Genomic DNA, 26,545 nt, shown 5'->3' with positions numbered 1-26,545 from the left:
GTTTGACAACGAAAGAGGATGAAAAAAATCGGGATGGCACACGGGTGCAGGCGCTGCCAGGCGCTGGGGCCTGCACTGCACGCACGCCCCGCCGGCTTCACTCGGTTCAGTCCACCGAAGCGCCCGAGGACTTGACGATCTGGGCCCACTTGCCCAGGTCGTCCTGCAGCAAGGTGGCCAAGGCCTCGGGGCCAGCGGCTTTGTCGGGGGTGCCGGCCAGCTCCACGCCCTGCTGCTCCAGCTTGTCGCGCAGGTCCTTGCTGAGCAGGGCCCGCGACATGCCGTCCTGCAGGCGCGTCAACACCTCTTGCGGCACGCCCGCCGGCGCGAACAGGCCAATCCACAGCGTGCCGCTGTAGCCCGGCACGGTCTCGCCCAGCGTGGGCACCTCGGGCAACACCGGCGAACGGGTCGGGCCGCTGACCGCCAGGGCGCGCAGTTTGCCGGCGCGGATGTTGGCCAGCGAAGACGGCAGGCTGGCAAACAGCATGGGCAACTGCCCGCCCAGCACGTCGTTCATGGCCGGGGCCACGCCCTTGTAGGGGACATGCTGCAGGTCGACCCCGGCCATGCTGTTGAGCATTTCACCGAGCAGGTGGTTGAGCGTGCCGTTGCCCGCCGAGGCGTAGGGCAACTGGCCCGGTTTGGCCTTGGCCAGCGCCAGCAATTCGCCCACGGTGCGGGCCTGAAAGTTCGGGTTGACCAGCAGCACATTGGGCACAGCGCCGATCAGGCTGATCGGGCGGAAATCCTTCACCGGGTCAAAGCCCACGTTCTTGTACAGCGCGGGGTTGATGGCCTGGCTGCTGCTGATGGTCATCAGCAGGGTGTAGCCGTCCTTGGGCGCCTTGGCCACGCTCTGGGTGCCGATGTTGCCGCCCGCGCCGGGCCGGTTCTCGACCACCACGCCGGCCGAGCCCAGCAGTTCGCCCAGCTTCTGGCTCACCAGGCGGCCCACGATGTCGTTGGTGCCCCCGGCGGCTTGCGGCACCACCATCACGATCGGGCGGCTGGGGTAGCTGGGGCTTTGGGCCAGAGCGGGGGCCAGCGTCAGGCTGGCCCAAAGGCTCAGCCCGGCGCCCAAGGCCAGGCGGCGCGGCAGGGCGGATCGGTTCGGTGGGGCCTTGAAAGCAAAGGACATGGGGCTTGTCTCCAGCACTTGTTGTAGGTCGATGCAGCCCTGCATGTTGGCGCTGACGAGGCCGCGGCGCAATCACACATTTCAAGACCAAGCCTTCGGCAAAACAAAACCCTCCCACCCCCAGCGCAACGGGCTTGGGCTAGCATCGGGGCATGCAGTTCGACCTGACCGACCTGCGCCTTTTTGTGCAAACCGCCGAGGCGCTGAACCTGACCCGTGCCGCCGCCAGCCAACACCTGTCGCTGGCCGCGGCCAGTGCGCGCATCAAGGCGCTGGAGACCCAGGCCGGCCTGCCGCTGTTTTACCGCCAGGCCCGTGGCGTGAGCCTGACGCCGCCGGGCGAGGCCTTCTTGCACCACGCGCGCGCCCTGCTGCGCCAGACCGAGGCGCTGCGCATCGACCTGCAGGAATACAGCGGGGGCCTGCGCGGCCACCTGCGGGTGCTGGCCAACACCACCGCGGTGACCGACTTCATGCCCGAGGTGCTGCCGGCCTTCATGGCGGCCAACCCACGCGTGAACGTCGACCTTCAAGAAAAACCGAATGCTGAGATCGCCCGCGGCGTGCTGGACGGGCGCGCCGACCTGGGCATCGTGGCGGGCCAGGTGGACACCCTGGGCCTGCAGGCCATCCACTTCAGCACCGACCGGCTGGTGCTGGTCACCGCGGCCCAGCACCGCCTGGCCCAGCGCGCCCAGGTGGACTTTGCCGAAACCCTGGATGACGACGCGGTGGGCATGCACCACGGCAGCACGCTGCAGACCTTCCTGGCCGGGGTGACCGAGAAGCTGGGCAAGCCGATGCGGCTGCGCATCCAGTTGTCGAGCTTTGACGCCATGTGCCGCATGATCGGCGCCGGGGTCGGCATTGGCGTGGTGCCGGTCAGCGCCGCGCGGCGCAACCAGCAGGCCATGAACCTGGCGCTGGTCGAGCTGACCGACGCCTGGAGCGTGCGCGAGCGCTTTGTGCTGGTGCGCGACCCCGAGGCCCTGCCCAACTACGCGCGCGCCCTGATCGACGCCCTGCTGGCCCATTACCGGCGCCAGGCCGACCCCGGCGACGCCCCCAACCCTTGACCGCGGCGGGGCGCCACGGCGCGTGCGATGGCCGCCGACACACAGGGTAAACCCTGATCCGTTATCCTCCCCCCCTGTCCTGCGAGCCGTGTGCCGCCGGCCAGACCGTGCCGGGCCCCGAGGGCCCTGCCGACGCCGCCCCGGCCCCCGGGTGCACCGCGGCCGCTTTGGCCCGGCCACCCGCCTTGTCTTGCCTCCCTGTGACCGAATGAAATCTTCCTTTTTACGCACCGCCCTGGTGCTGGGCCTGCTGTCTGCCATCGGGCCCTTTGCGATCGACATGTACCTGCCGGCCCTGCCCTCCATCGGGCAGAACCTGGGCGCCTCGATGGGCGCGGTGCAGGCCAGCCTGATGGCGTTCTTCATCTCCATGGGGCTGGGCCAGGTCATCTACGGCCCGGTGTCCGACATGCTGGGCCGCAAGGTGCCGCTGTACTTCGGCCTGGTGCTGTTCGGGGTGGGCAGTGTGGGTTGTGCGTTGGCACCCGACATCCACACCCTGGTGGTGCTGCGCTTCATCCAGGGCCTGGGGGCCTGCGCGGGCATGGTGATCCCGCGCGCGGTGGTGCGTGACCTGCACACCGGCCACGACGCGGCACGCCTGATGTCGCTGCTGATGCTGGTGTTCAGCGTGTCACCGATCCTGGCGCCCCTGACCGGCAGCCTGCTGATCGAGTGGGCCGGCTGGCGCAGCGTGTTCTGGGCCGTCACCCTGGCCGCCGTGCTGGGCCTGGCGCTGACCGCCAGCAGCCTACCCGAGACGCGTCCCGAATCGCAACGCGCCGACAGCAGCCTGGGTGGCGCCATGCGCGCCTACGGCGGCCTGCTGCGCGACGGGCAGTTCATGGGCCTGGTGATGATTGGCGCGTTTGGCATTGCGAGCTTCTTTGTCTACCTGGCCAATTCGTCGTTTGTGCTGATCGACCACTACGGCCTGAGCCCACGGGCCTACAGCATCGCGTTCGCGGCCAATGCCGCGTCCTTCATTGGCGTGTCGCAGTTCACCGGCCGACTGGCCCAGCGCTTTGGCCTGGTGGCGGTGGTCAAGGTCGCGGTGTCGGGCTATGCCCTGACCATGGGCGCCCTGCTGGCCCTGAACCTGGCGGGCGTGGACGCCCTGGCGCCCCTGCTCGTCCTGCTGTTCATCGGTTACGGCTTTCTGGGCCTGGTGGTGCCGACCACCTCGGTGCTGGCACTCGATGCACACGGTGCCGTGGCCGGCACCGCCTCGGCGCTGATGGGCACACTGCAGTTTGCCGTCGGCGCCCTGCTGATGGCCGTGGTGGGCGTGTTTGTGGACGGCAGCGCCCGCCCCATGGTGATCGGCATCGCGGCTTCGGCGGCGCTGGCCGCCCTGCTGACCGCCATCACCTTGCGCCAGCCCGCCGCCGCCAGCGCCCACGCCGGCTGACATAAAACGAAACAAACCGAAACCCGCCCGACAGGACGCCGACACCCCCGGGCGGCACCATCACAGCCATGTTCAACCCCTGTCTGTGAAGGACCTGTCATGAATTTCCGCCTCCTCAACAAACGCGTCTTGTTCGGTCTGCTCGGCACCGGTCTGCTGGCCGGCAGCCTGAGCGCCTACAGCCACAGCGACGGCCACCGCTGGGGCCGTGGCGAAGGCGACTCGGACGAGTTCCGCACCAAGATGGTCGAGCGCATGAGCAGCCGCCTCGACCTGAACCCCGAGCAAAAGCAGCGCCTCAGCGCCCTGGCCGAGCAAATGCACCAGCAGCGCCTGGCCCTGATGGGCAGCCACGCCCAACCGCGTGCCCAACTGCAGGCCCTGATGGCCGGCCCCCAGTTCGACCGCAGCAAGGCGCAGGCCCTGATCAACGAGAAGACGGCGCAGATCCAGCAGCAAAGCCCGGCCCTGATCGCCGCCATGGGCGACTTCTACGACAGCCTGAACCCGGCGCAACAGCAAAAGGTGCGCGAGTTCATGCAAAAGCGCGGCCACCACGGGCCGTTCTGAGCGCCCGCGGCGCGGGCTTGAATGGGACAATTCCCCCATGCCACGCATCTTGCTGATCGACGACGACGCCGACCTGGGCCCGCCCCTGGCGGCGTACTTTCAACGCTTCGAACTGACGCTGGAGCAGGCCCTGCGCCCCAGTCTGGGCCTGGCCCGGCTGGCCGAGGGCGGCTGGGACGCGGCCATCCTCGACGTCATGCTGCCCGAAATGGACGGCTTTGCCCTGTGCCGCGAGATCCGCAAGACCAGCGACCTGCCGGTGCTGATGCTGACCGCGCGCGGCGAAGTCATGGACCGCATCGTCGGCCTGGAGCTGGGCGCCGACGACTACCTGCCCAAGCCCTTTGAACCGCGCGAGCTGGTGGCCCGGCTGCAAACCGTGCTGCGCCGCCGCGCCCCGGCCCGCCCCGAGCCCGGCGCCCCGCTGCGCTTTGACGGCCTGGTGATCGACCCGGTGACCCGCAGCGCCCAACGCCAAGGCCAGCCGCTGGAGCTGACCAGCACCGAATTCGACCTGCTGCACCTGCTGGCGCGCGAGCCCGGCCGCGTGTTCAGCCGCGACGACATCCTGAACCAACTGCGCGGCCACGAGGCCGAGCTCTACACCCGCGCGGTGGACATCGTGGTCAGCCGCCTGCGCAAGAAGCTGGAGCCGCTGGACTGCATCAAAACCCTGCGCAACGCCGGCTATGCGCTGGGCCTGGCGCGCCTGCCCCATGGCTGAGCGCGCCAAGTCCGCCGCACCGGTCCCGGGCAGCGCGCCCGCTGCCCCCACCCCGCCGCGCTGGCGCCGGGCCCAACGCGCGCTGCGCCAGTCGCTGCGGCTGCGCCTGATGCTGCTGTTCGCGCTGCTGGCGCTGGCTTTGAGCGCCGCTTTCATGGGTGGCATGCAGCGCGCCTTGAGCGTGGGCTGGCGCGACGCGGCCCGCCCGCTGGTGGTCGACTACGTGGACCGCCTGGTGGCCGACCTCGGCAGCCCGCCCAGCGTCGAGCGGGCCCAGGCCCTGGTCGAGCGCCTGCCCATCGCGCTGAGCATCAGCGGCCCGGTGGTCAACTGGCAATCCGACCCGGGGCCGCGCGAGGCCCCCTGGGGGCAGCGCCGATGGCGTGGCTGGGGCCCGGCGGGCCCCGCGCCCGACGCCGCCCTCCCGCGCGACCCCCAAGGCCAGGGTCGCCACCAGCGGGCCCCCGGTGACGACGCGGAGGACGAAGACCACCGCCACAAGGACCACCCCAAGGGCCGGGGTCGGCACCGTGAGCGCGACCACGACGGGGCCGACAACGGCGCGCCCCTGCTGCAACGCGACACCGCCGACGGGCACCACATCGAACTCGGTCTGAATCTGGTCGCCGCGCAGCACCACCCGCGCCGCATCGGCTGGTACACCCTGGCCGTGCTGCTGCTGTTCACCGCCGGGGCCTACCTGTACCTGCGCCGCCTGCTGCGGCCGCTGGACGACATCCGCACCGGGGCCCAGCGCTTTGGCAGCGGCGACTTCGGGCAACCGATTCCGGTGCGGCGCGACGACGAACTGGGCACCCTGGCGGCCGACGTCAACACCATGGCACGCCACCTGCACCAGATGCTGGAGGCCAAGCGGGCCCTGCTGCTGGCCATCAGCCACGAACTGCGCAGCCCGCTGACCCGCGCCCGCCTGCACACCGAACTGCTGCCCGACGGCCCCGACACCGAGCCCGTGCGCCAGGCCCTGATGCGCGACCTGGGCGTCATGCGGGACCTGATCACCGACCTGCTCGAAAGCGAGCGCCTGGGCAGCGGCCACAGCGCCCTGCACCTGGAGCCCACCGACCTGGCCGCGCTGGTGCGCGAGGTGGTGGCCGAAGACGCCGACACGGCCGCCGAGGCCCCGACAACCGTGGATGGTGCCCTGGGCCTGGTCGACCCCGACGGCCCCGGACGCCCCGGACTCACCGAAAGCCCCACTGCCGCGCCGGGCACCGCCCCCGCCGCACCGCGCCAGCGGGTCACGCTGAACCTGCCCGACCACGCCGTGTGCTTGACGCTGGACCGCAGCCGCCTGCGCCTGCTGTTGCGCAACCTGCTGAGCAACGCGCAGCGCCACAGCGCGGCCGCGCAGGCCGCCGGCGCCCCGCCGCCCCACATCGCCCTGAGCCCCCACGGTCCCGGCGGCTGGCACCTGTCGGTGCGAGACTTCGGCCCGGGCGTACCCGAGGACGCCCTGCCCCGCCTGGCCCAGGAACCCTTTTACCGCCCCGATGCAGCCCGGGTTCGCGACACCGGCGGCGTGGGCCTGGGCCTGTACCTGTGCCACCTGGTGGCGCTGGCCCACGGCGCGAGCTGGACGCTGCGCAACGCGGGGCCCGGGCTCGAGGTGCAGGTGGGCTTCCAGGGGCCGGCCGCCGCCGCAGGGCCAGCCTCGCCTTGAGACCAGGGGCCGGCGCGGGCCCCCCAAGGCCCCAAAAACAAGGGCCTCCAGCACCACGCTGGAGGCCCTTGTCCGACCGAGGTTGAGGCGCTCGTGGGTCACACGGACCGGCCGTGCCCCGAGCGACCCACCAGGCCATCACTTGCCCGAACGCACCTTCTCGACGGCGGCAAAGACTTCCTTCACCAGCGGCTCACCCACTTGCTGGGTCAGCTTGTCGGTGGCGGGCTTGGCGCGCTCGCGCAGCTTGGCGATGTCCTGGGCGGTCAGTTCATGCACTTGCATGCCTTGCTTCTTGAGTTCGGCCAGCGCCTTGGTGGCCTCTTCACGCGCCACCTTGCGCTGGTAGAGCGCGGTTTCGCTGGCCGCGTCTTGCAGGATCTTTTGCTCGGTGGCCGACAGCTTGTCCCAGAACTTCTTGCTCACGATCACCGCTTGCGGGGTGTACATGTGGTTGCTCAGGGTCAGGTGCTTGCTGACCTCGTAGAACTTCTCGCTGACGATGTTGAGCAGCGGGTTGGTCATGCCGTCGATGGCGCCTTGCTCGAGCGCGCTGTAGGTCTCGGTGTAGGGCATGGGCGTGGCGTTGGCACCGATCGCGTTCATGAAGTCCACGTACTGCGAGGTGGGGATCACGCGCATCTTCATGCCCTTGACCTCGTCGGCGTTGCGGATCGGCTTCTTGGCAGTGTGCATCTGGCGGAAGCCCAGGTCCCAGTAGGCCAGGCCCACCAGGCCACGTTCTTGCAGCTTGTCCAGCAGCTTGCGGCCCACGGCACCGTCGGCCACGGCGTCGGCTTCTTGGGCGTTGGCGAACAGGAAGGGGTAGTCAAAGACCGCCATTTCCTTGACGTTGCCGGCCAGCAGGCTGGCGTTCATGACGTTCATCTCCACCGTGCCGCCCTGCATGGCCGACACCACTTGCGCGTCCGGGCCCAGGGCACCGCCCGGGAAGGGCTTGACCACCATCTTGCCGCCGCTCTTCTTGGCCACCAACTCGGCAAAGTGCTCCACGCCCATGACCTGGGGGTGGCCCTTTTGGCTGGCCGAGGGGAACTTGATGGTGCGGGCCTGGATGTCCTGCGCCGAAACGCCCAGGGACAGCAAAGAGGCCGCCGCCACGGAGGCGGCCAGGAGGGTGCGACGGAAAGCGATCATGTGAGTCTCCAAAGTAGGTCGGCGGGGGCCGGAAGGCAGGACTGGCACCAGATCGGAGGGGGGGCTGGCAGCGGCGGGGTCTGAGCCCAGATCCACCCGACTGCCGGTGCACGCGCCCCGATCGGGCCATGGCGGCGTAGTGTAGGCAGCGGGGGCGGCCCTGTCCCAAGCCAGGGCCGCGCGGCGTGCGGTCAGCAAACGCAACGCGCGATAGGCGGACGAAAATAGGGTTAGTGCTAGGGTTGGCGGCCGCTTCAAGCCCCCTGCTGGGCCGGTGCACGGGGGGCTCATGCACCGCCCCCGGGCCCAAGGCTCCGCTGGGGTGTGGACCCGGGCTCAGGCGCCCTGGTCCAGGTCCGGCCCCGGCGCGGCCGTCGGGGGCTTGTCCAAGCCCTCGCCATACGCGGCCATGGCTTGAATCACGCCCACCAGGCGCAGCCCTTTTTCGCTGAGCCGGTATTCGGTGCGAGGGGGCACCTCCGGGTAAGTGGTCTTCAACAACACCCCTTCGTCTTCCAAAAAGCGCAAACGCGCCGCCAACACCTTGGGACTGATGCCGGTGAGCGAACGCAACAACGCCGAATAGCGCCGGGTGCCCCCCAACAGGTCCCGAATGATGAGGGTGGTCCAGCGCCCGTCGATCAGCCGCGCGGTCCGGGCCACGGGGCAATCCAGCGCACAGGGCTCGGCGGCCAGCGCCTGCACGTTGGGGGTCGGGTCACTTGCCGGGGTTGGGGACTTCATGGTTTCCAAATGGTAACTACTTCCCAAAAGATAGCAAGGTGCCTAGCATCCGTTTTTTTCAACGGAATTGGAGATCCCATGCCAATGGCATTGCAACGCAGCTTGCCTCACACCCTTCGATGGATTGCCGCGGTTCAGGTGGCGCTCGGTCTGGCCTTTGCGCTGGCGCCCGAGCGGGCCGCAGAGGCCCTGGGCCTGCCGCCCGCCCCCGGTTGGGCCCACTGGTTGCTGGGCATGATGGCCGCCCGTTGCCTGGCCTTCGGCTGGGGCCTGTGGCAGGTGGCGAAGCGGCCGGAAGGCGGACGGATGTGGATCCAGCTCATGGCCTTCATCCAGGCCGTCGACTGGCTGGTGACCCTCAAGTACCTGGCCCTGGGCGCCGTGACCTTGTCGCAGGTGTCCACCGCCTCGTTCTTGCCCCTGCTGTTCATCCTGGCGCTGTGGCTGGGACTGCGCCAAGCCCCTGCCCGGGAGGCCACACCATGAGCCGCTGGAGCGCACGTGGGTTCAGCTGGGTGCAGCGCTCGGCCCTCTACCGGGAACTGCATGCAACCGCCGTCGCCCTGCTGCCCACCGGCCACGGCCGGCGCTGGCTCGATGTGGGCTGCGGGCCGGGCCTGGTCAGCCGACTGGCCGCCGCCCGGGGCTATGGGGTGCAGGGCGTGGACCTGGATCCGCACATGGTGGCCGCGGCCCGGCGCGCCAGCCCCGCGGGCCCGGGGGCCCCGACCTTCAGCGTGGGCAGTGTCCACCACCTGCCCCCCATGGGCGCGGATGTGGTGTCTGCGGCCTCCTTGCTGGCCGTGCTGAGCGACCGCGAACCGGCGCTGCGGGCACTGCGCCAGGCCGTGGCGAGCCAGGGGCGTCTGCTGCTGATCGAGCCCTCTGAAACCATGACCTGGCGCGCCGCCTGGGCCTACCTGAGACGCCACCGGCGCTGGGATGGCGCGTGGGCCCTGCTGCTCTGGGCCGCGACCCGGCGGCCGGAACGGGCCGTGCCCCGCAGCTTGCTGGTGCAGCCGGGCTGGCGTTTGAGCGTGCAGCCCCTGTGGGATGGCATGGTCAACGCCTGGGTCATGAGCCGGGCCCCAGACACCCCCGCCCCGGGGCCGGAAGGAGCGCCCTGATGCGACTGTTGACCTTGCTCGGACTGCTGGCGTGTGCCGCGTGCAGCCCGATGGCCCTCAGTGACAGCGCCGTCGCGGCCCCCCAGGGCCCACGCGACCCCGCGGTGCGCTACCGCAACAGCGACGGCAGCCGCATCGACAAGCCCTGGTCCGAGGTCCTGGCCTGGATGTGGGAAGCCACGGTCAAGAAGCTGCCCCCGCCCCCGTCCACCCACGTGAACGGCTATGACTTTCCCGTGGTCCGGGACGCTCAAGGCACGGCACCGGCGCCCGCCGAAGGCCTGTCGGTGACCTGGATCGGGCACGCGACGGCCTTGATTCGGCTGAATGGCCACACCGTGTTGACCGACCCCCATTTTTCAGGGCGGGCCTCGCCCCTGAGCTGGGTGGGCATGCCGCGCAAAGTGCCCACCCCCTACCGGGTGGAAGCCCTGCCGCACATCGACGTGGTGCTGATCTCCCATGACCACTACGACCACCTGGACGAGCCGACGGTGCGGCGCCTGGCGCAACAGCCGGGGGGCCCGCCGGTCTTCCTGGTCCCCCAGGGACTGGGCGCCTGGTTGGCAGCACGGGGCATCGCCGCCGAAGAAGTCGCCTGGTGGCAGCCCTGGAAGCAGGGGCGCCTGAGCGCCTGGGCCTTGCCCGCCCACCACTGGAGTGGGCGGGGGCTGTCGGACCGCCACACCAGCCATTGGGCAGGCTGGGCGGTACAGGTAGGCGCGGAGCGGGTCTATTACGCCGGGGACACGGGCTATGGCGCCGACTTTGCCGACATCGGTCGGCGGATGGGGCCGTTTGATCTGGCGCTGATCCCCGTCGGGGCCTACGAGCCACGCGCCTTCATGAAGGACCAGCACGTCAACCCCAGCGAGGCGGTGCGCATCCACCAGGAGGTGCGGGCGCACCATTCCCTGGGCGTGCATTGGGGCACTTTTGAACTGGCCGATGAGCCGTTGGATGCCCCCCTGGGCGAGCTGTCCCGGGCGGCCGCCGAGGCGGGTTTGGCCGAGGGCGTGTTTCGCCTGCTGAAGCACGGCGAGACCTGGACCTTGAAAGGCGCCGTGCCCGGCGCCCCGCCGCCCCTGGCGCCCTGATCGCCCCCTGCCAGCGCTGTGCGGGCCGCGCGGCCCGCCCTCAGCGAAAGGGGGGCCGCGGCGTGCGGCCCCGCCCGCCGCGCCTCACTCGGGCTTGAAGCCTGCGGCCTTGAGCAGTTCAGCGCCCTGGCTGACCTCCGAGGCGATGAAACGCTGGAACTGATCAGGTGTCTCGGACACCGGATCGATGCCCAGCGCACTGAAGCCGCCGCTGCGGCTGAGGTCGGCCACGGCCGCATTGATCGCCTTGTTGAGCGCCTGCACCCGGTCGTTCGGCGTGCCCCGCGGAGCCCAGACGCCGTACCACGAGCTGTAGGCGTACTGGGGCAGCCCGCTTTCGGCCACGGTCGGGACCTCGGGCGCCAGGGCACTGCGCTTGCGTGCGGTGATGGCAATCGGCCTGACCTTGCCCGACTTGGCCAGCGGCAGCAGCGAGATCATCGAGTCCAGCAGCAAATTGACATGGCCGCCCGCCACATCCACCAGCGCGGGCTGGGTGCCCTTGTAGGCGATGTAGCTGAAACTGACCTGCCCCATGCGCGCCAGCAACAGCGTGGCCAGGTGGCTGGGCGCGCCCGCGGCGGGGATGCCGGCGGTCCAACCGTCCGATTTGCTGCGCGCGGCGCTGAGCACCTCCGACAGCTTGCGCGGCTCCAGGTCGGGGGCGATGACCAGCATCAGCGGGGCCTCGCCGACGCGGGCGACCGGGGCAAAGTCGGTCTGCGGGTCGTAGGGCGGGTTCTTCAGCACCTGGCGGGCATGCACGTGGGTGGCCGCAGAAAACAGCAGGGTGTAGCCATCGCCGGGCGCGGTCTGGACAAACTTGCCCCCCAGCGTTCCGCTGGCGCCCGCGCGGTTCTCGACGATCACCGACAGGCCCAGTTGCTTGCCCAGGTGGTTGGCCAGCAAGCGGGCCGCGGAATCCACGCCGCCGCCCGCGGCGAAGGGCACCACGATGCGCAGCAGGCGGTCGGCCTCCGGAAAGGCGGAGGCCTGGGCTTGCGCCAGCACCGGGCTCGCCAGGCCCGCCAGGGCGCCCAGCACTTGTCTTCTCGAATTTTTCATGGGTGTCTCCATTGTGATCAAGCCAGTCATTCAGGTGGGACGCCGCGGACGGCGCCGCCGGGCCATGACGTCCAAGGTGCTTTCCAGCGCCTCCCGGTCCAGGCCTCGGGCAATGAACACGAGGCGCGTGCGGTGGTCCGCCGTGGGCCAGGCAGGCAGGTACGCGGGCGGGTGAAACAGGTGCTGCATGGCATGCACCACCAGGGGCTGCTCCGGGGTCTGGACGGTCTGCACCAGGCCCTTGAAGCGCAGCAGCTTCTCGCCCTGGGCCGCCACGACCAGGTCCAGCCATTGGGCAAAGCCGTCGAGGTCCAGGGGCTCATCGCGCCACAGCACAAAGCTCTGCACATCCGCCAGGTGGCTGGGGCCCGTGGGGGGTGCGGCCAGCGGGTGGTAGAACGCCGGCCCCGGGGCCGGCGCCAGGTCGGGCCCGGGTGCCAGCAGGCGCTGACGCAGCAGGTCCACCCCGTCCGGCCCCAACGCGCGCACCGTGGCGCTCGGGTTGAGCTGGGCCAGGCAGTCTCGCAAAGGCGCGGTCTGGGCGGGGTCGGCGATCAGGTCCAGCTTGGTCAACAGCACCTCATCGGCCGCGGCCAACTGGGCCAGCGCCTCGGGGTGTTGGGCCAGGCTGCTCTGCCCCAACACCGCATCGACGGTGCAGAACACCGTGCCCAGGCGGTAACGCGGCGACAGCAGCGGGTCCAGCAGCAGGGTGCGCAGGATGGGGCCCGGCTCGGCCAGGCCGCTGGTCTCGATCACCACGCGCTGGATGGCCTGGCCCGGGCGGTCCATCAGGGCCCCCAAGGCCTGCACCAGGTCGCCACGCACGGCGCAGCACAGGCAGCCGTTGGGCAGCAGCACCACGTCGTCGGGCGCCGCCGCGGTGAGCAGGTCATGGTCCAGCCCGGTCTCACCAAACTCGTTGACGATGACCGCGGTGCCCGACAGGTCTGGCGAAGCCAGCAGCCGGTTCAGCCAGGTGGTTTTGCCGCTGCCCAGGAACCCGGTCAGCACGCTGACCGGCACCCGGGGGCCGTGGTGGGGCGCCTCGGCGCGCAGCAGGGCAGAGAAATGACCGCTCATGCGCCAGCCCCTCCGCCGTGCAAGGCCTTGAACGAGGTCAGGGTCTTTTCGATGCGGGGCAGCACCCAGTCGCAGACCGCCTCGGGCAAGGCGCCCTCGCTGGCGTGCTGCAGCAGGTCGCGCAGTGGCGACGGCGGCCAGCCTTCGGTCTGACGGGCACGGAAGTACGCCGCCACCGCAGGCTGGTCACAGCGCAAGGCGGCGTCCTCGAGGTAGTCGACGATGTCGAGCTCAAAATCCTCAAGGCGCAGGCTGATGCCACCCGCACCGCAGCCGCAGGACATGCCCAGGGCTACGTGGCGGATGGACAGCTCGCTCCACAGGTCCACCAGCCTGGCAGCCTGTTGCAGCGACGCTTGCTCGGTCATGGCGAGGCTCACTGGCCGGCCCAGGCGACGGGGTCCGTGGCCGGGGTCGCCCCCGGGGCCTGGGCGCGCAGGGCCTGGGTGGCCTCGGTGTCCACCTGCCCCCGCGCGTCGAGCACCACGCGGTAGACCTCGCGGGCCACTTCGGCGCTCACATAACCTTCGCGCACGTCCTCGGCCACGCAGTCGAGGTCGCGGTCCAGCGGGTTGCCAAAGCCGCCACCGCCGCCCGACAGCATCTTGTAGGCGTCGCCGCGCTCCAGCCGCACATTGAAGATCTTGGCGTTGGGGTGGTCGGTCTTCCACTCCCCCTTGTGGCGCACGGCCAGGCCGTTGCCCATGGCGTCGCCGCCGCCCTCCAGGCCCCAGGGCTTGCAGTGCACGCGGTCGATCCGGGTGGTGACCGTGAAGGGCGACAGGGCCTGAACCACCATCTCGGCGCCCAGGCCGCCGCGGTACTGGCCGGCGCCACCGGAGTCGCGCCGGATCTCGTACTTCTCGACCAGCACCGGGTACTTGGCCTCCAGCTGCTCGGTCGGGCTGTTGTGCGTGTCACCGTCGTTGATGCAGACCGTGACCGAAACGCCGTCCTCCTTGCTCTTGGCCCCCCAGCCCCCGCCCAAGGGGCCGATGCCGACGATGAACAAGCGGCCGTCCTCGGGGCTGATGCCATGGATGTTGGGGAACACCAGGTCGGCATGGTGACCCGCGATGGAGCGGTCCGGGATGGCCGGCGCCAGCGCCTTGAAGATGGTGTCGATCACCGTCATCGGGAAAGTCATCCACACCCGCATCGGGTAAGGCCGCTCGGCACTGATCACCGTGCCCATCGGCATGATGACCTTCAGCGGGCGGAAGGAGCCATCGTTCACCGGGTAATCGGTGGGCGTGGTCAGGCATTTGTAGGCCACCTGGGCGCAGGCAATGCCGGTGGTGAAGCCGGAGTTGTAGAAGCCCCGCACCTGCTTGCTCACGTCGGACAGGTCCACGGTCATCTCGTCGCCCGAGACCGTCACCTTGACGCGGATCGGGATGCGCTTGCCAATCTCCAGCCCGTCGTCGTCCATGAAGGACTCGGCCTCGTAGACCCCGTCGGGGATGGACAGCGTGTTCTGGCGCGCCACGGCCTCGCTCGAATCCATGATCTGCGCGATGGCCCCGTTGACGGCGTCGGCACCGTAGCGCTGCAGCAGCTCGACGTAGCGGCGCTCGCCGGTGGTGATGGCCGTGATCTGGGCGCGCAAGTCGCCCAGGGCCCGCTCGGCCAGGCGCACGTTCATGGCGATGATGTCGATCAGGTCCTGGTTGACCACGCCCTCGCGCTGGTACTTCATGATGGGGATCTGGATCCCTTCGCTGAAGATGTCGGTGGTCACATTGCCCAGCGTGCCACCCACGTCCAGCCAGTGCGCCATGCAGCAGGTGAAGCCCTCGAGCCGCCCCTCATGGAACACCGGCATGGTGAAGGTGAAGTGGTTCAGGTGGCTGCCGGTGGTGTAGGCGTCGTTGGTGACCAGGATGTCGCCCGGGCGGATGTTGTCGTAGCCGAAGTGGCGAATCTTCGCCTTGACGGTTTCCGACATGCCCCGGATGAACATCGGCAGGCCCAGGCCGATGGAGACCGTGTCGCCCTCCTTGGTGAACAGCCCCACCGTGAAGTCCAGCGCTTCGTAGATGATGAGGTTGTAGGCCGTGCGGGTCAGGTTGGTCTTCATCTCCTCCGTCACGGCGTACAGGCCGTTGCGGATGATTTCCACAGTGACCGGGTCGACGGTCTTGAGCTCAGCGTTGGTGTTCATGTCCGATCACTCCCAATCTCGATTTGCAGGTTTCCAAGTTCATCCACGCGCAGCGCATCCCCGGGCTGAATCACCGTGGTGGAGGCGTGCTCTTCGATCAGGGCCGGGCCGGTGATCTGGTTGCCCGCCAGCAAGCGGTCGCGCAGGTAGACCGGCGTGTCGGCCCAGCCCGTGGCACGGAAGTACACCGGCTTGACGGCGCGCACCGCCGACGCTTCGGGCGCGGCGGCCCCTTGCGCCACGCTGTGCTTGGGCGGCTTCTTCATGGTGCCCAGCACGGTCACGCGCAGGCTCACCAGGTCGGCCGGTTCCTGGGGGGCCGAGGTGCCGTAGCGCACCTGGTGCAGCTCGTCGAACTGCTTCTTGATGGCTGCGCGGTCCTTGCCCTCAAAGAAGGCCAGCGGCAGGTCCACCGTCACGGCGTGCTCCTGGCCCACATAGCGCATGTCGGCGGCGCGCTCGATCACCACGCCGTCGGCCTGCACGCCGGACTGGGCCAGCGCGGCGCGCCCTTCTTCTTCCATCTTCTGGTAGGCGGCCTCGATCTCGTCGAAGGACAGGTCATTGAGCTTGCGGAACACCGAGCGCACATAGTCGTAGCGCAGGTCGGAGAACAACATGCCGTAGGCCGAGAAGTAGCCCGGCGCGTAAGGGATCAGCACCTTGCGGATGCCGATTTCGCGCGCAATCGCCGAGGCGTGCAGGGGGCCGGCACCGCCGTACACCACCATGGTGAAGCTGCCCGCGTCGAGCCCGCGCTCGGTGGTCACCGCCTTCACGGCATGCGACATCTGGGTCACGGCGATCTGCAAGATGCCATCGGCGGCCTGGGTCGCATCCAGGCCCAGGGGGCCGGCAATGCGCTCCTGCATCTGGCGCTGGCAAGCTGCCAGGTCCAGCTTGAGTTCACCGCCGAGGAAGTTGTCCGCGTCCAGGCGGCCCAGCACCAGGTTGGCATCGGTCACGGTGGGCTCGGTGCCGCCGCGGCCATAGGCCACCGGACCGGGGATGGAGCCGGCACTTTGCGGCCCCACGCGCAGCGCGTTGCCGGTCTCCACGCGGGCAATCGAGCCGCCGCCCGTGCCCACCTCGTGGATGTCCATCATCGGGATCTGGATCGGCAGCGCGCGTTCATAGCCGCCGATCAAGGCCGACCCGGTGGTCAGGGGGCGGCCCTCGCTGATGACGCCCGCCTTGGCCGTGGTGCCGCCCATGTCGAACGCGATCGCGTCACCCATGCCCAGCTGGGCGCAGATGGCCTGAGCGCCAATCACGCCCGCCGCGGGGCCCGATTCAAGCATGCGCACGCAACCGACCTTGGCGTGCTCGACCGGGAACAGGCCGCCGGTGGACTGCACGATGTAGAAGTCGCCCTCGAAGCCTTGCTGGCCCAGGTGGTCCTCCAGCTGGCCCAGGTACTCGGACACGCGCGGACCCACATAGGCGTTGGCCACCGCGGTGGAGACGCGTTCAAACTCGCGGTACTCCTGGCTCAGCTCGTGCGAAGCGCAGACAAAGGCGCCCGGCAGCTCTTCCTGCAGGATCTGCTTGACGCGCTGCTCGTGGCTCGGGTTGCGGTAGCTGTGCAACAGCAGCACGGCGACGGCCTCCACGCCCTCTCCTTTCAGGTCGCGGGCCAGTTCGCGCACGGCGGCCTCGTCCAGCGGCTTGTGGGTGCTGCCGTCGGCACGCAGGCGTTCGGCCACCTCGAAGCGCAGCGAACGCTTGACCAGGGGCTGGTGCTTGTTGAAGAACAGGTTGTAGGCGTCGGGGCGGTTGACGCGACCGATCTCATAGATGTCGCGGAAGCCCTCGGTGATCAGCAAGGCCGTCTTGGCGCCATTGCGCTCCAGCAGCGTGTTGATGGCGATGGTGGAGCCATGCAGGAACAGGTGACCGTCGCGCCAGTCGATCTTGGCGCTGTCGATCGTGGCCTGAATGCCTTTGACCAGCTCGCCGTGGGTGGACAGTGCCTTGCCAAACAGCAGGCGACCGCTGGCCTCGTCAAACGCGGCCATGTCGGTGAAGGTGCCGCCGATGTCGACGGCGATGCGCAGTTGGGGTTTGTGGGACATGCGGTTCTCCTTCTCAGCCCGCGCTGCGGTCGGTGCCGATGCGATTGCGCAACACACCCAGGCCCGTGATCTCGACTTCGACGACATCGCCCTCCTTCATGTAGAGCGGCGGTTCGCGTCGGTCGCCCACGCCACCCGGGGTGCCGGTGGCGATCACATCGCCCGGCGACAGCGGGGTGAAGCGCGACACATAGGCCACGATGGTCGGGATGTCGAAAATCAGGTCGGCCAGGCGGGCGTGCTGCATCACCTGCCCGTTGACGCGGGTCTCCAGCGTCATCTGGGTCACGTCGGCCACTTCGTCGCGGGTCAGCAGGTACGGCCCCAGGGGCCCGGTGCCGGGGAAGTTCTTGCCCGGCGTGAACTGGTGGGTGTGGCGCTGCCAGTCGCGCACGCTGACGTCGTTGAAGCAGGTGTAGCCAGCGATGTGCTCAAAAGCGTTCTCGGCCGCGATGTGCCGCCCGCCCCGACCCACCACGAAGGCCAGCTCGCCCTCCCAGTCAAAGCGCTCCGAGAACGCGGGCCGCAGCACCTCGTCGCCATGCGCCGCCAGGGAGTCTGCAAAGCGCAGGAACAGGGACGGGAACTCGCTGTCGGCGCGCTTGGTTTCGGCCACGTGGGTCTTGTAGTTGAGGCCCACGCAGATGACCTTGCCGGGCGCCGGGATCACCGGCAGGGCCTTGACCTGAGCGGGGTCGATGCGCTGGCCACCGCTTTGCACCTCGGCTGCCAGGGCCGGCAGCGCGTTGGCGGCCAGGACGGCCGTCAGGTCGGGGTAACGGGCCAGAAAGTCGGCGCCGGGGCTCACATAGGCATCACCTTGCACCACGCCGTAGCGGGCCTGGCCGTCTTGAATAAAGCTCACGAGTTTCACGGGGTCTCCTTGCGGTATGTCGATGACGGCAGACTGTAGGTTTGGCCGAGAAATCCAGATAGATGCAAATAAAGTCTTTCAGATATCTCCAAGAAGGCATATCAATACCCAGACCAATGCGGCCAGAATCGAGCCTGTGAACGCCCGGGCCGGGCCGCCGCCAAGCGCCGCGGCGCGGCCCGCCAAGGCGTGCCGCCAGGACGCCGTGGCTTTGGCCGACGCCCTGTTCCGTCAACCCCTGACCTGCGCCCGGCCCTGTGCACGGGCCTGAGACTTGCCCATGAACATCCAGGACTTTCGACTGTTCCTTGAAGTGGTGGAGGCCGGCAGCCTGACCAAGGTCGCGGCCCAGCGCCACACGGCGCAGTCGTACATCAGCCGCCAGGTCAGTGAACTGGAGAAGCAATGCGGTGGCGCCCTGTTTCGCCGCACCGGGCGCGGCGTGGTGCTGACCGAGTTCGGTGAATCGGTCGAGCGGCGGGTCCGTGTCTGGATCCGCGACAGCGAGGAGATGTTTGCCGACTTCCAGCAACTCTCGCGGGTGCCGATGGGCGATGTGAAGATCGGCATCCTGCCGTCGGCGGCCCACCCGCTGATGACCCAGGTGTTCCGGGAGTTGCGCAGCCACTTTCCCCAGATCCGCCTCAATGTGCGCGAGGGTCAGGGCGGCGAACTGGACGCCATGCTCGACACCGGGGCGGTGGACATGGCCATCCTGTTCCGCTACGAGCCGCCGCGCAGCCAGGAGGAGATCCACCTCGCCACCGCGGACACCTACCTGGTGTCGCGACCGGGCCTGCCCATCACCCAGTCCGGCACGGTGTCGTTTCAGCAGCTCAATGGCCTGCCCCTGGTGCTGCCGCGGCGCCCCTCGCACTGGCGATCGATCCTCGACGAGACCGCGCGCAGCCAGGGCTTTTCCTTGCAGGCAGAGATCGAAGCCGACTCCTTGCGCATGCAAAAAGAAATCCTCGCCGAAAGCGACGACCTGTGTGCGCTGCTGGGGCCTTTTTCGGTGCAGGAGGAGCTGCGCAGCGGCAAGCTGCAAGCGGCCAAGATCGTCGACCCGGACCTCAAACGCTACGTCACCCTGGCCTTGCCCAAACAAGGGCAGCTGACCCAGGCCCTGCGGGCGGTGTCCAGGATCATCAAGGACAAAGGCAGCTTGCTGGGCTACCACCCCAGCCCCTGAGGGCTGGCCAAGGCGCAGTGAGCGCCCACAAAAAAAACGCCCGGACTCCCCGAGACCGGGCGAATCGGGCGGCCCGCCTGGCGGGCCGCCCCTCGCATTGAAACCCTGCTCGCCGGCGCCGTCAGAACGAATGGCGGATGCCGAAGTCCATGCCGGTCCAGGTCGCGTTGGCCACCCCGGTCACACCGCCGCCGCTGAGCGCTGCCCCGTTGCGGTTGCGGATCTGCGAATAGGTGGTGTACACCGCGGTGCGCTTGGACAAATCGTGCACATAACCGATGGCCAACTGATGGGCCGAGCGCGCCGTGGCCGAGTTGTCCGTGACCTTGGCGTACGACAGCGGGATGTAGCCCGAGCCCAACTTGACCTTGGCGCCCAGCATCCAGCCGTTGGAGCGGTTGGGCCCGGCGACGGCGTTCTTGCTGTCGGTGAAGTACAAGGCGGACCCCGTGACGGCCCCCACCTTGTAACTGCCACCGAGGTTGCTGGTGCTGACCGCCCCGTTGGCCATGGCCGTGCGACCGGTGGCGACGGCCACATTGAGGTCGCCGCGGGTGTAGCCCACGCGCGCCCCCTGGTAGTTGCCGTTGTCCGGCGTGGCGGCATTGGAGGGCGCGTTGTTCACCGCAGCCATCAACTCGCCATACACGCCGTTCAGCTCTGGCAGGTGGTAGCCCACCGAATTGGAGGCACGCACGGCGGTCTGGACCGTCGAGACCCGGGTCAAGGCGCTTTGGGCGATGTTGGTGATGCCCCCCGCCCCCGCGGTGCCAAAGGGGTCAAAGGCGATCAGGTTCCAGTAGCTGGGCACAAAGCCCCGGCCCAGGCGCAACTCGCCCCATTGGCGCGAGATGAGGCTCAGCGACGCGCGCCGGTTGAACACCAGGCCCCCCACCGTGCCGGGGGTCGCGTTGTCGGCGCTGAGTGCGCCCCCCGTGCCACTGGCCACGTTCAATCCGGCATCCAGCACAAAGCCGGCAGACAAGCCGCCGCCCAGGTCCTCGGTCCCGCGGATGCCCAAGCGGCTGTACTGGTTGCCGCCGGTGCCAAACATCCGGGTGATGCTGTTGCCGCCCTGCGTCGCGTGCTGCACCGTGGTGTCCAAAACGCCATACAGCGTCACTGAGCTTTGCGCTGCGGCGTTGAGCGCGAGGCCGCAAAGCGCCAGCGGAAGTGCGATCTTTTTCAATGTTGTCTCCTGTCAAATCCTGGGGTTCACCGGTCTCTGCCGCCACCCGCAAGCGGTGGGAGCACCAGTCAGGCAACTCTAGGTTTGAGGCCGCCCGCGAGGTAGCAGCCATTCGGAGAAATCAGCCATCGCCCGGCAGGCATGGCAGCCCCCCGGGGCGGGGGCGCAGGTCAGCGGTCCGGGCCTCAGGCCGGCGCGTAGCGGAACGTGCCCATGGCCCGCGCCACGGTGCGCTGGGTGGCGTCGCGCAGTTCGGCTTCGCAAAAGCACACCGAGCGCCCCCCACCGGTGACCTGGCCATGGGCCAGCCAGCCCTCGGCAGGCGGCGCCGACGGCGCGGTGCCGGGGGCCCCATCCACCGCGACCGGGGGGGCGCAGAACACCAGGCTCAGGTCCGCCGCCACCACGGCGCGCTGCGGGTCGGTCAGGCGCTGGCGGGCGGCCGTGCGCAGCGCGTCGTGCAAGAGGCGAATGGGCAGCATCTCATCGGGGGCCATGGGGCAACTCCAGTCCTGGGGGCTCATCGGGGGGCGTGTCGGGCCAGGCCCGCCGGGGCCCGGGGCGCTGGCGGGCGTCGGCGAGCGCTGGTGGGCGCTGGCGAACATTGGCGACCGTTGGCGAATGCTGGCGCTCAATCGAGCTTGAAGCCGATCTCGGCCAGCATCTTCTGGTCACGGCCGAACTGGGCCCGGGCATAGTCGGCGTACTCCTGCGGGCTGGTCACCTGCGGCACCATGTCGAACAGATCGAGTTGTTTCAGGTAGGCCGGGTCGGTGGCCGCCTTGCGGAAGGCTTCATGCAGTCGTTGCTGCAACTCCGGCGGCAGGCGCTTCGGCGCCACCAGGCCGACCGGCGAATCAATCGAAAAGGGGTAGCCCAGCTCCTTGACGGTGGGCACGTCGGGGTAGTTCTTGAGGCGCTGGTCCATGAAGACGGCCAGCAAGCGCACCCGCCCCCCCTGCACCTGCGACCCGAAGCCCGGGTCGCCATACACGTCGAGGTGGCGCCCGATCAAGGCCTGAAAGGCTTCGGCCCCGCCTTTGAACGACACCATGTTGAACGCGGTGCCGGCCCCGCGCGCCAGGCGCTCGGCCGTGATGCGGTTGATGCTGATGGCCCCCACATTGCCCCAGCTGATGGCGCCTGGGCGGGCCTTGGCGTCGGCCATCAGGTCGGCCAAGGTGGCCCAGGGCGCGTCGCGCGCCACGCACACCCCCGTGACCATGCCAAACAGGCTGCCGAGGTAGGTGAAGTCTTTCAGCGGGTCCCAGCTCACACGCTGCACCAGGGGAGCGCGGATCACCGAGTTGTGCATCACCGCAATGGTGTAGCCATCGCCCTCGCTCAGGCGGGCCAGGTTGGCCGTGCCCGCCACCCCACCGGCGCCGGGCTGGTGCATCAGCACCACCGGCTGGCCCAGCTCGCGCGAGGCGGCCTCGGCCAGGCTGCGAAACACCGGGTCAAACGAGCCCCCGGCCGGAAACGGCAGCACCAGCTGAATCGGCTTGCTGGGAAAGCGGTCCTGGGCCTGTGCGGCGCCCGTCAGGCTGGCCAGGCCCGCAGCGGACACCCCGGCCAGCCATTGGCGTCGGGTGGTTGGGCGCAGTGAGTGGGTCATGTTTGTCTCCTGATCGTTGGTTGTGAGGACGTGTCGTCCTGGGATGGCACTGACAAAAAAGATCGCCCTGCGGGCCCCCTCAGCGCGGGGCCTGCGGCAGCGGCAGGTAGCGGAAGCTGCCCTGCGCGCGCGCCACCACGCGCCCATCGGCGTCGCTGACCACGGCCCGGCAGGTGGCCACCTGCGCATCGCAGGCCAGCAGCTCGCCGTCGCAGGTCAGCCGGCCCCGACCGGGCTCGAGGAAACTGGTGTTCAGGTTCAGCGTGACGGCGGTGCATTCAAAGTTCCGGTGCGACACCGCCGCACTGGCCATGGCCACGTCGAGCAGGGTGACCACCACGCCGCCGTGCACCGCGCCGATGACATTGCCCAGCTCTTCGCGGGCCTCCAGGCTCAGGCGGGCCCGGCCGCCCTCGGAGAACTCACGCTGCATTTGCAGCCAGGCCATGAAGGGGACCTGGCCAAAGATCTGCCGCGGGTCCTGCACGGCCACCGGCTGCGGCCCGCCGACGCCGCTCATGCGGCCACCTGCTGACGCAGCACGGTCTTGAGCACCTTGCCGGCGGCCGACAAGGGCAGTGCCGGCAACACGCTGAGGCCACGCGGGCACTTGTAGCCAGCCAGGTGGTCGCGGCACCAGTCGCGCAGCGCGGGCAGCGGCAGCTGTTCGGCCGCGGCCCCATCGGCCAGCACCACCACGGCGTGCACCCGCTCGCCCCAGTGCGGGTCGGGCAAGCCGATCACCGCCGCCTGCGACACCAGCGGGTGGGTGCGCAGCACGCCCTCGACCTCGGCGCAGTAGACGTTCTCGCCCCCGGTGATGATCATGTCCTTCAGGCGGTCGACGATGAACAGGTAGCCCTGCGCATCCATGCGCCCGGCGTCGCCGGTGTGGAACCAGCCGTCGCGCAGCGCCTCGGCACTGGCCTGGGGCAGCTTCCAGTAGCCCCGGGTCACCATGGGGCCCCGCACCACCACCTCGCCGACCTGGCCCGGCGGCAGGTCGCGCCCGTGCTCGTCGACGATGCGGATCTCCGAGCCCAGGCCCGCGCGCCCCACCGAGTTGAGCCGGCCCTGCGCCAGCGCCACCGGGTCGCGGTGGTTGGGCGGCAGATTGATGCAGACCGCCCCCGCGGTTTCGGTCAAACCGTAGGCCTGAAAGAACTCCGCGTGCGGCCAGGCCTGCAAGGCCCGCTGCAACAGATCGGTGGGCATGGGCGCCGCACCGAACGCGATGCGGTCAATGCTGCGCACCCGCGCCGGGCTGAAGCCCGGGTCGTCCATCAGCGCCTGCAGCATGGTGGGCACCAGGATGACATCGGTGATGCCTTGGCGCTCCACCACATCGAGCACCGAGGTCGGTTTGAACTGGGCCAGGGTGAGGCAGCGGCCACCGACCAGGGTCTGGCCCACCAGGCGCCCGAGGCCCGCCACATGGAACAGCGGCGCCACCAGCAAGGCGACCGAATCGGGGGCGTTGTTCAGCTCGGCGCCGCGCGTCATGGACGCGGTCCAGAAGTTGGCATGGCTCAACATCACGCCTTTGGAGCGCCCGGTGGTGCCCCCGGTGTACAGGATGGCGGCGAGTTCATCGCCGCCCACCCGCAGGTCAGGCAAGGGGGCCAGCGCCCGGGCAGCCTTTGCCAGCGCCGTGAAATCAATCACCGGCAGCGGCAGGCCCTGGGCCAAAGGGGCCAGGCCTTCGTCCACCACCAGCACCTTGGCGCCGCAGTCGTCCACCGCGTAGGCCACCTCGGGGGCGCTCCAGCGCACATTGAGCGGACAGGCCACGGCGCCCAGCCACCAGCAGGCGAACAGCGCGCGCACCAGCCAGTCGTTGTTGGGCGCCAGCAAGGCGACCCGGTCCCCGGCCTGCACCCCCTGGGCCTGCAGGGCCGCCGCGTGGCAGGCCGTGTCGTGCAGCAACTGCGCAAAGGTGTGGTGGCGCTCGGGGCCCTCGCCAACATGGCTCAGAGCGGTCTTCTCGGGGTGTCGCTGCAATGATCGGTGCAGGCCTTGGGTCAGGTACACGGCGGGGCTTCCTGGGTGAGGGTCGATCGGACGGTTCGAGCCGCCAATGTAGAGAGCCCCCCGCCCCGCGCCAATGGCCCATTTGCCCAATGCACATGGCGGAAACTGACACGCTCAGGGTTCACCCTTGTGCGGCGCGAAACACTGCATTCCTCGGGCCGGGTCTTCTGCCAGCGCCCAGTGGCCCGCACAGTCAAGGCATCGGCTGCCACCGGGGCAGCCCATCAACCCACTGCAGGAGCCCCCCATGAGCCGCGCCTATGCCGACCTTGCTTTCACCCCCACCGTCCGGGCCTGGCAGACCCGCATGGGCAGCCGCGCGGCGTACGCCCGGCTGGACGGACCGGTTGACCGCCATGCGGCGCTGACGGGGCTGGAAGCCGCCTTCATTGCCGCCCGTGACGGCTTCTACCAAGCCTCGGTCAGCGAGACCGGTTGGCCCTACGTGCAATACCGCGGTGGCCCGGCCGGCTTCCTCCAGGTCCTCGACGCTCAGACGCTGGCCTACGCCGACTTTCGGGGCAACCGCCAGTACATCAGCGCGGGCAACCTGGCGGGCCAGGACCGGGTGTCGCTGCTGCTGATGGACTACGCCCAGCAACAGCGCCTGAAGATCCTTGGGCGGGTGCGCCTGATTGAAGCCGCTCAACAACCCGAATTGATGGCCCAGCTGCAACCCACAGACTACCGGGCCCAGGTCGAACGCGCGGTGGTCATCACCGTCGAAGCCTTTGACTGGAACTGCCCGCAGCACATCACACCGCGCTTCACCGAGGCCGAGGTCGAACAGGCTGTGCAACCGCTGCGCAAGGCCCTGGCCGAGGCCCAGGAACAGGTGCGCGCGCTGCAGGCACAGGCCGCGTTTCGGGCCAGCCCCCCGGCGGCGGCGGCCGCGGACTGAGGGCGGGGCGGCGTCAGTCCGCGGCCGCGAGCCGGGCCCGCAGGCGTTCGATCGCCAGGTCCAGAAAGGCGCGCGCCTTGAGCGAGGCATGACGCCCCTCGCGGTGCACCAGGTGCACCGGCAGGGGCGCGGGCTCGTAGGCCTCCAGCACGGGCTGCAGCGCGCCGCTGCGCACGTGCGCCTCCACCTGGTAGGACAGCAAACGCGTCAAACCAAAGCCCCCCAGCGCGGCCGCCATCGCCGCATCGTTGGTGGTGGTCTGCAGCCGGGGCGCCAGCTTCACCACCTGCACCTCGCCACCGGACCGAAAGCGCCACTCGGGCGCCGGTGTGGCGCCCTGGGCCACGATCAGGGTGTGTGCGGCCAGGTCCTCGGGCCGCTGCGGCGTGCCCTGAAGTGCCAGGTAGGCGGGCGCTGCACACACCACGCGGCGCACCGCCCCCACCCGGATGGCCTGCAGGCTGGAGTCAGGCAACTCGCCGATGCGCACGGCCACATCCACACCTTCGTCGGTCAGGTTCACCACCCGGTCCAGGAACCAGCACGAGGTGTTGACCTCGGGGTAACGCTGCAGGAACTCGGTCACCACGGGCGTCACATACAGCGCGCCAAACAGCACCGGCGCCGTCACCGTCAAGCGCCCGCGCGGGGTGCCGTGCAGGCCCCGGATGGCTTCGTCGGCCTCGGCCAGCTCGGCCAGGATGCGGCGGCAGTCTTCCACGTAGCGGGCACCGGCCTCGGTCACCCGGACCACCCGCGTGGTGCGGGTCAGCAAGCGCGCGCCCAGTTGTGACTCCAGCTCGGTGATGGCCCGCGTCACCGCGGGGGGCGACAGCCCCAACTGACGGGCCGCACCGGCGAAGCCGTTGGCATCGACCACCGCGACGAAGACGTTGATGAGGTGCAAGCGGTCCATTATTCCTCCAGCCGTAACGGTGTGATGGTTTTCGTGATTATTCTAATCATGCAGCGTTTCAGAGACAGTTCAGTCCTCGGTGGCAACCGCCGCCGAATCAACGCCGCGAGTCGCTCGCCCAACCCTGGAGTTTGAACATGTCCCGTCTCAGCATCCCCACTTTCGAACAGGCCCACGCCGCAGCCCAGCCGCTGTTGAGTGCAGTCCAAAAGCAGCTTGGTGTGCTGCCCAACCTCATGAAGCTGGCGGGCCACAGCCCGGCCGGGCTGGAAGGCTACCTGGCGCTCAGCGGGGCCTTGGCCAAGGGCCAGCTCAGTGTTCAGCTGCGCGAGCGCATCGCGCTGACCGTGGCCGAGTTCAACGGCTGCGACTACTGCCTGTCGGTGCACAGCTACCTGGCGGCCAACGCGGTCAAGATCCCGGCCCGCGAGATCGAGGCCGCACGCGACGGTCGCTCTGAAGACGCCCGCACCCACGCCGCGCTGCAGTTTGCCCGCCGGGTGGCTGAATCACGCGGCCGCGTGGCCGACGCCGACCTGACGACCTTGCGCAGCGCCGGCTTTGACGAGGCCGCGGTGGTCGAGATCGTGCTCAACGTGGCGCTCAATGGGCTGACCAACTACCTCAACAACGTGGCCGCCACGGACATTGACTTCCCCGTGGTCCAGGCCCGTCAAGCCGCTTGAAGTGAGCCGCGCGCAGGGC

Annotated in this window: 26 protein-coding genes; 11 read left to right on the top strand and 15 right to left on the bottom strand. The window is 69.3% G+C overall.

Annotation, left to right across the window (positions count from 1 at the left end):
* Window positions 1-106: 106 nt before the first annotated feature.
* Window positions 107-1,141, bottom strand: coding sequence for a Bug family tripartite tricarboxylate transporter substrate binding protein (locus tag PSQ40_RS03865; RefSeq protein WP_273948958.1), 1,035 nt, complete (start codon window positions 1,139-1,141; stop codon window positions 107-109).
* Between the two features lie 152 nt (window positions 1,142-1,293).
* Here PSQ40_RS03865 and PSQ40_RS03860 point away from each other — a divergent pair, with 152 nt between their 5' ends.
* From PSQ40_RS03860 to PSQ40_RS03840, 5 genes are all read left to right on the top strand, one after another.
* A complete protein-coding gene (locus tag PSQ40_RS03860; protein WP_273948957.1) occupies window positions 1,294-2,217 on the top strand; it encodes a LysR substrate-binding domain-containing protein in 924 nt (307 codons plus the stop codon).
* A 208-nt stretch (window positions 2,218-2,425) separates the two neighbouring features.
* Window positions 2,426-3,628: a multidrug effflux MFS transporter gene (locus PSQ40_RS03855; RefSeq protein ID WP_273948956.1), complete on the top strand. Its 1,203-nt coding sequence runs from the start codon at window positions 2,426-2,428 to the stop codon at window positions 3,626-3,628.
* Window positions 3,629-3,727: 99 nt separating this feature from the next.
* Window positions 3,728-4,198: a Spy/CpxP family protein refolding chaperone gene (locus PSQ40_RS03850; RefSeq protein ID WP_273948955.1), complete on the top strand. Its 471-nt coding sequence runs from the start codon at window positions 3,728-3,730 to the stop codon at window positions 4,196-4,198.
* A 37-nt stretch (window positions 4,199-4,235) separates the two neighbouring features.
* Complete coding sequence (locus tag PSQ40_RS03845; protein ID WP_273948954.1) at window positions 4,236-4,922, top strand: response regulator transcription factor; 687 nt, start codon at window positions 4,236-4,238, stop codon at window positions 4,920-4,922.
* Window positions 4,915-6,606, top strand: a complete 1,692-nt coding sequence (locus PSQ40_RS03840) for a sensor histidine kinase (RefSeq protein WP_273948953.1) — start codon at window positions 4,915-4,917, stop codon at window positions 6,604-6,606. The genes PSQ40_RS03845 and PSQ40_RS03840 overlap by 8 nt, the downstream gene beginning before the upstream one ends.
* A gap of 138 nt (window positions 6,607-6,744) precedes the next feature.
* On the opposite strand, the gene PSQ40_RS03835 is transcribed toward PSQ40_RS03840, so the two are convergent.
* Complete coding sequence (locus PSQ40_RS03835; RefSeq protein ID WP_273948952.1) at window positions 6,745-7,764, bottom strand: TRAP transporter substrate-binding protein; 1,020 nt, start codon at window positions 7,762-7,764, stop codon at window positions 6,745-6,747.
* A gap of 336 nt (window positions 7,765-8,100) precedes the next feature.
* A complete protein-coding gene (locus PSQ40_RS03830) occupies window positions 8,101-8,508 on the bottom strand; it encodes a winged helix-turn-helix transcriptional regulator (protein ID WP_273948950.1) in 408 nt (135 codons plus the stop codon).
* Between the two features lie 78 nt (window positions 8,509-8,586).
* Here PSQ40_RS03830 and PSQ40_RS03825 point away from each other — a divergent pair, with 78 nt between their 5' ends.
* Genes PSQ40_RS03825 through PSQ40_RS03815 form a run of 3 tightly spaced genes read left to right on the top strand, consistent with a single transcriptional unit; the run spans window position 8,587 to window position 10,732 of the window.
* Entirely contained in the window at window positions 8,587-8,994 is a 408-nt protein-coding gene (locus PSQ40_RS03825; protein WP_273948949.1) for a hypothetical protein, read from the top strand.
* Window positions 8,991-9,635 carry a class I SAM-dependent methyltransferase gene (locus tag PSQ40_RS03820; protein ID WP_273948947.1) on the top strand — a complete coding sequence of 215 codons (645 nt, stop codon included), beginning with the start codon at window positions 8,991-8,993 and terminating at the stop codon, window positions 9,633-9,635. Before PSQ40_RS03825 ends, PSQ40_RS03820 begins: the two co-directional genes overlap by 4 nt.
* Window positions 9,635-10,732, top strand: a complete 1,098-nt coding sequence (locus PSQ40_RS03815) for an MBL fold metallo-hydrolase (RefSeq protein WP_273948946.1) — start codon at window positions 9,635-9,637, stop codon at window positions 10,730-10,732. Before PSQ40_RS03820 ends, PSQ40_RS03815 begins: the two co-directional genes overlap by 1 nt.
* Window positions 10,733-10,816: 84 nt before the next feature.
* Here the strand turns inward: PSQ40_RS03815 and PSQ40_RS03810 are convergent, their stop codons facing one another.
* From PSQ40_RS03810 to PSQ40_RS03785, 6 genes are read right to left on the bottom strand one after another with little or no spacing between them, the layout of a single operon-like run.
* Window positions 10,817-11,797, bottom strand: a complete 981-nt coding sequence (locus PSQ40_RS03810; RefSeq protein ID WP_273948945.1) for a Bug family tripartite tricarboxylate transporter substrate binding protein — start codon at window positions 11,795-11,797, stop codon at window positions 10,817-10,819.
* A gap of 30 nt (window positions 11,798-11,827) precedes the next feature.
* Window positions 11,828-12,880 (bottom strand): CobW family GTP-binding protein, encoded by a 1,053-nt coding sequence (locus PSQ40_RS03805; RefSeq protein ID WP_273948944.1) that lies wholly within the window; start codon window positions 12,878-12,880, stop codon window positions 11,828-11,830.
* Entirely contained in the window at window positions 12,877-13,248 is a 372-nt protein-coding gene (locus PSQ40_RS03800) for a hypothetical protein (protein WP_273948943.1), read from the bottom strand. Before PSQ40_RS03800 ends, PSQ40_RS03805 begins: the two co-directional genes overlap by 4 nt.
* Before the next feature lie 8 nt (window positions 13,249-13,256).
* Window positions 13,257-15,044: a hydantoinase B/oxoprolinase family protein gene (locus PSQ40_RS03795; protein ID WP_273948942.1), complete on the bottom strand. Its 1,788-nt coding sequence runs from the start codon at window positions 15,042-15,044 to the stop codon at window positions 13,257-13,259.
* The gene (locus PSQ40_RS03790; RefSeq protein ID WP_273948941.1) at window positions 15,041-17,119 is read right to left on the bottom strand and encodes a hydantoinase/oxoprolinase family protein; all 2,079 of its coding nucleotides are present in this window, start codon (window positions 17,117-17,119) and stop codon (window positions 15,041-15,043) included. The genes PSQ40_RS03795 and PSQ40_RS03790 overlap by 4 nt, the downstream gene beginning before the upstream one ends.
* Window positions 17,120-17,132: 13 nt before the next feature.
* The gene (locus PSQ40_RS03785; protein WP_273948940.1) at window positions 17,133-17,993 is read right to left on the bottom strand and encodes a fumarylacetoacetate hydrolase family protein; all 861 of its coding nucleotides are present in this window, start codon (window positions 17,991-17,993) and stop codon (window positions 17,133-17,135) included.
* Window positions 17,994-18,273: 280 nt separating this feature from the next.
* Between PSQ40_RS03785 and PSQ40_RS03780 the strand changes: the two genes are divergently transcribed.
* Window positions 18,274-19,185, top strand: a complete 912-nt coding sequence (locus PSQ40_RS03780; protein WP_273948939.1) for a LysR family transcriptional regulator — start codon at window positions 18,274-18,276, stop codon at window positions 19,183-19,185.
* A 121-nt stretch (window positions 19,186-19,306) separates the two neighbouring features.
* On the opposite strand, the gene PSQ40_RS03775 is transcribed toward PSQ40_RS03780, so the two are convergent.
* The 5 genes from PSQ40_RS03775 to PSQ40_RS03755 all read right to left on the bottom strand — a co-directional run bounded on the left by PSQ40_RS03775 (window position 19,307) and on the right by PSQ40_RS03755 (window position 24,023).
* Window positions 19,307-20,374 (bottom strand): porin, encoded by a 1,068-nt coding sequence (locus PSQ40_RS03775; protein WP_273948938.1) that lies wholly within the window; start codon window positions 20,372-20,374, stop codon window positions 19,307-19,309.
* Window positions 20,375-20,559: 185 nt separating this feature from the next.
* The gene (locus PSQ40_RS03770) at window positions 20,560-20,871 is read right to left on the bottom strand and encodes a hotdog family protein (RefSeq protein ID WP_273948937.1); all 312 of its coding nucleotides are present in this window, start codon (window positions 20,869-20,871) and stop codon (window positions 20,560-20,562) included.
* Window positions 20,872-21,005: 134 nt separating this feature from the next.
* The gene (locus PSQ40_RS03765) at window positions 21,006-21,992 is read right to left on the bottom strand and encodes a Bug family tripartite tricarboxylate transporter substrate binding protein (protein ID WP_273948936.1); all 987 of its coding nucleotides are present in this window, start codon (window positions 21,990-21,992) and stop codon (window positions 21,006-21,008) included.
* A gap of 79 nt (window positions 21,993-22,071) precedes the next feature.
* Window positions 22,072-22,512 (bottom strand): PaaI family thioesterase, encoded by a 441-nt coding sequence (locus PSQ40_RS03760; RefSeq protein ID WP_273948935.1) that lies wholly within the window; start codon window positions 22,510-22,512, stop codon window positions 22,072-22,074.
* On the bottom strand, window positions 22,509-24,023 hold the full coding sequence (locus PSQ40_RS03755; protein WP_273948934.1) for a class I adenylate-forming enzyme family protein: 1,515 nt from the start codon (window positions 24,021-24,023) through the stop codon (window positions 22,509-22,511). Before PSQ40_RS03755 ends, PSQ40_RS03760 begins: the two co-directional genes overlap by 4 nt.
* Window positions 24,024-24,270: 247 nt before the next feature.
* Between PSQ40_RS03755 and PSQ40_RS03750 the strand changes: the two genes are divergently transcribed.
* Entirely contained in the window at window positions 24,271-24,924 is a 654-nt protein-coding gene (locus PSQ40_RS03750) for a pyridoxamine 5'-phosphate oxidase family protein (protein WP_273948933.1), read from the top strand.
* A 13-nt stretch (window positions 24,925-24,937) separates the two neighbouring features.
* On the opposite strand, the gene PSQ40_RS03745 is transcribed toward PSQ40_RS03750, so the two are convergent.
* Window positions 24,938-25,840 carry a LysR substrate-binding domain-containing protein gene (locus tag PSQ40_RS03745; protein ID WP_273948932.1) on the bottom strand — a complete coding sequence of 301 codons (903 nt, stop codon included), beginning with the start codon at window positions 25,838-25,840 and terminating at the stop codon, window positions 24,938-24,940.
* Window positions 25,841-25,977: 137 nt separating this feature from the next.
* Between PSQ40_RS03745 and PSQ40_RS03740 the strand changes: the two genes are divergently transcribed.
* Window positions 25,978-26,526 carry a carboxymuconolactone decarboxylase family protein gene (locus PSQ40_RS03740; protein ID WP_273948931.1) on the top strand — a complete coding sequence of 183 codons (549 nt, stop codon included), beginning with the start codon at window positions 25,978-25,980 and terminating at the stop codon, window positions 26,524-26,526.
* Window positions 26,527-26,545 lie beyond the last annotated feature (19 nt).

The organism is Curvibacter cyanobacteriorum (assembly GCF_028649475.1).
GTDB classification, from domain to species: domain Bacteria; phylum Pseudomonadota; class Gammaproteobacteria; order Burkholderiales; family Burkholderiaceae_C; genus Curvibacter; species Curvibacter cyanobacteriorum.
Note: the sequence above shows the minus strand (reverse complement) of the source record. Positions and strands in the feature narration are given on the sequence as shown.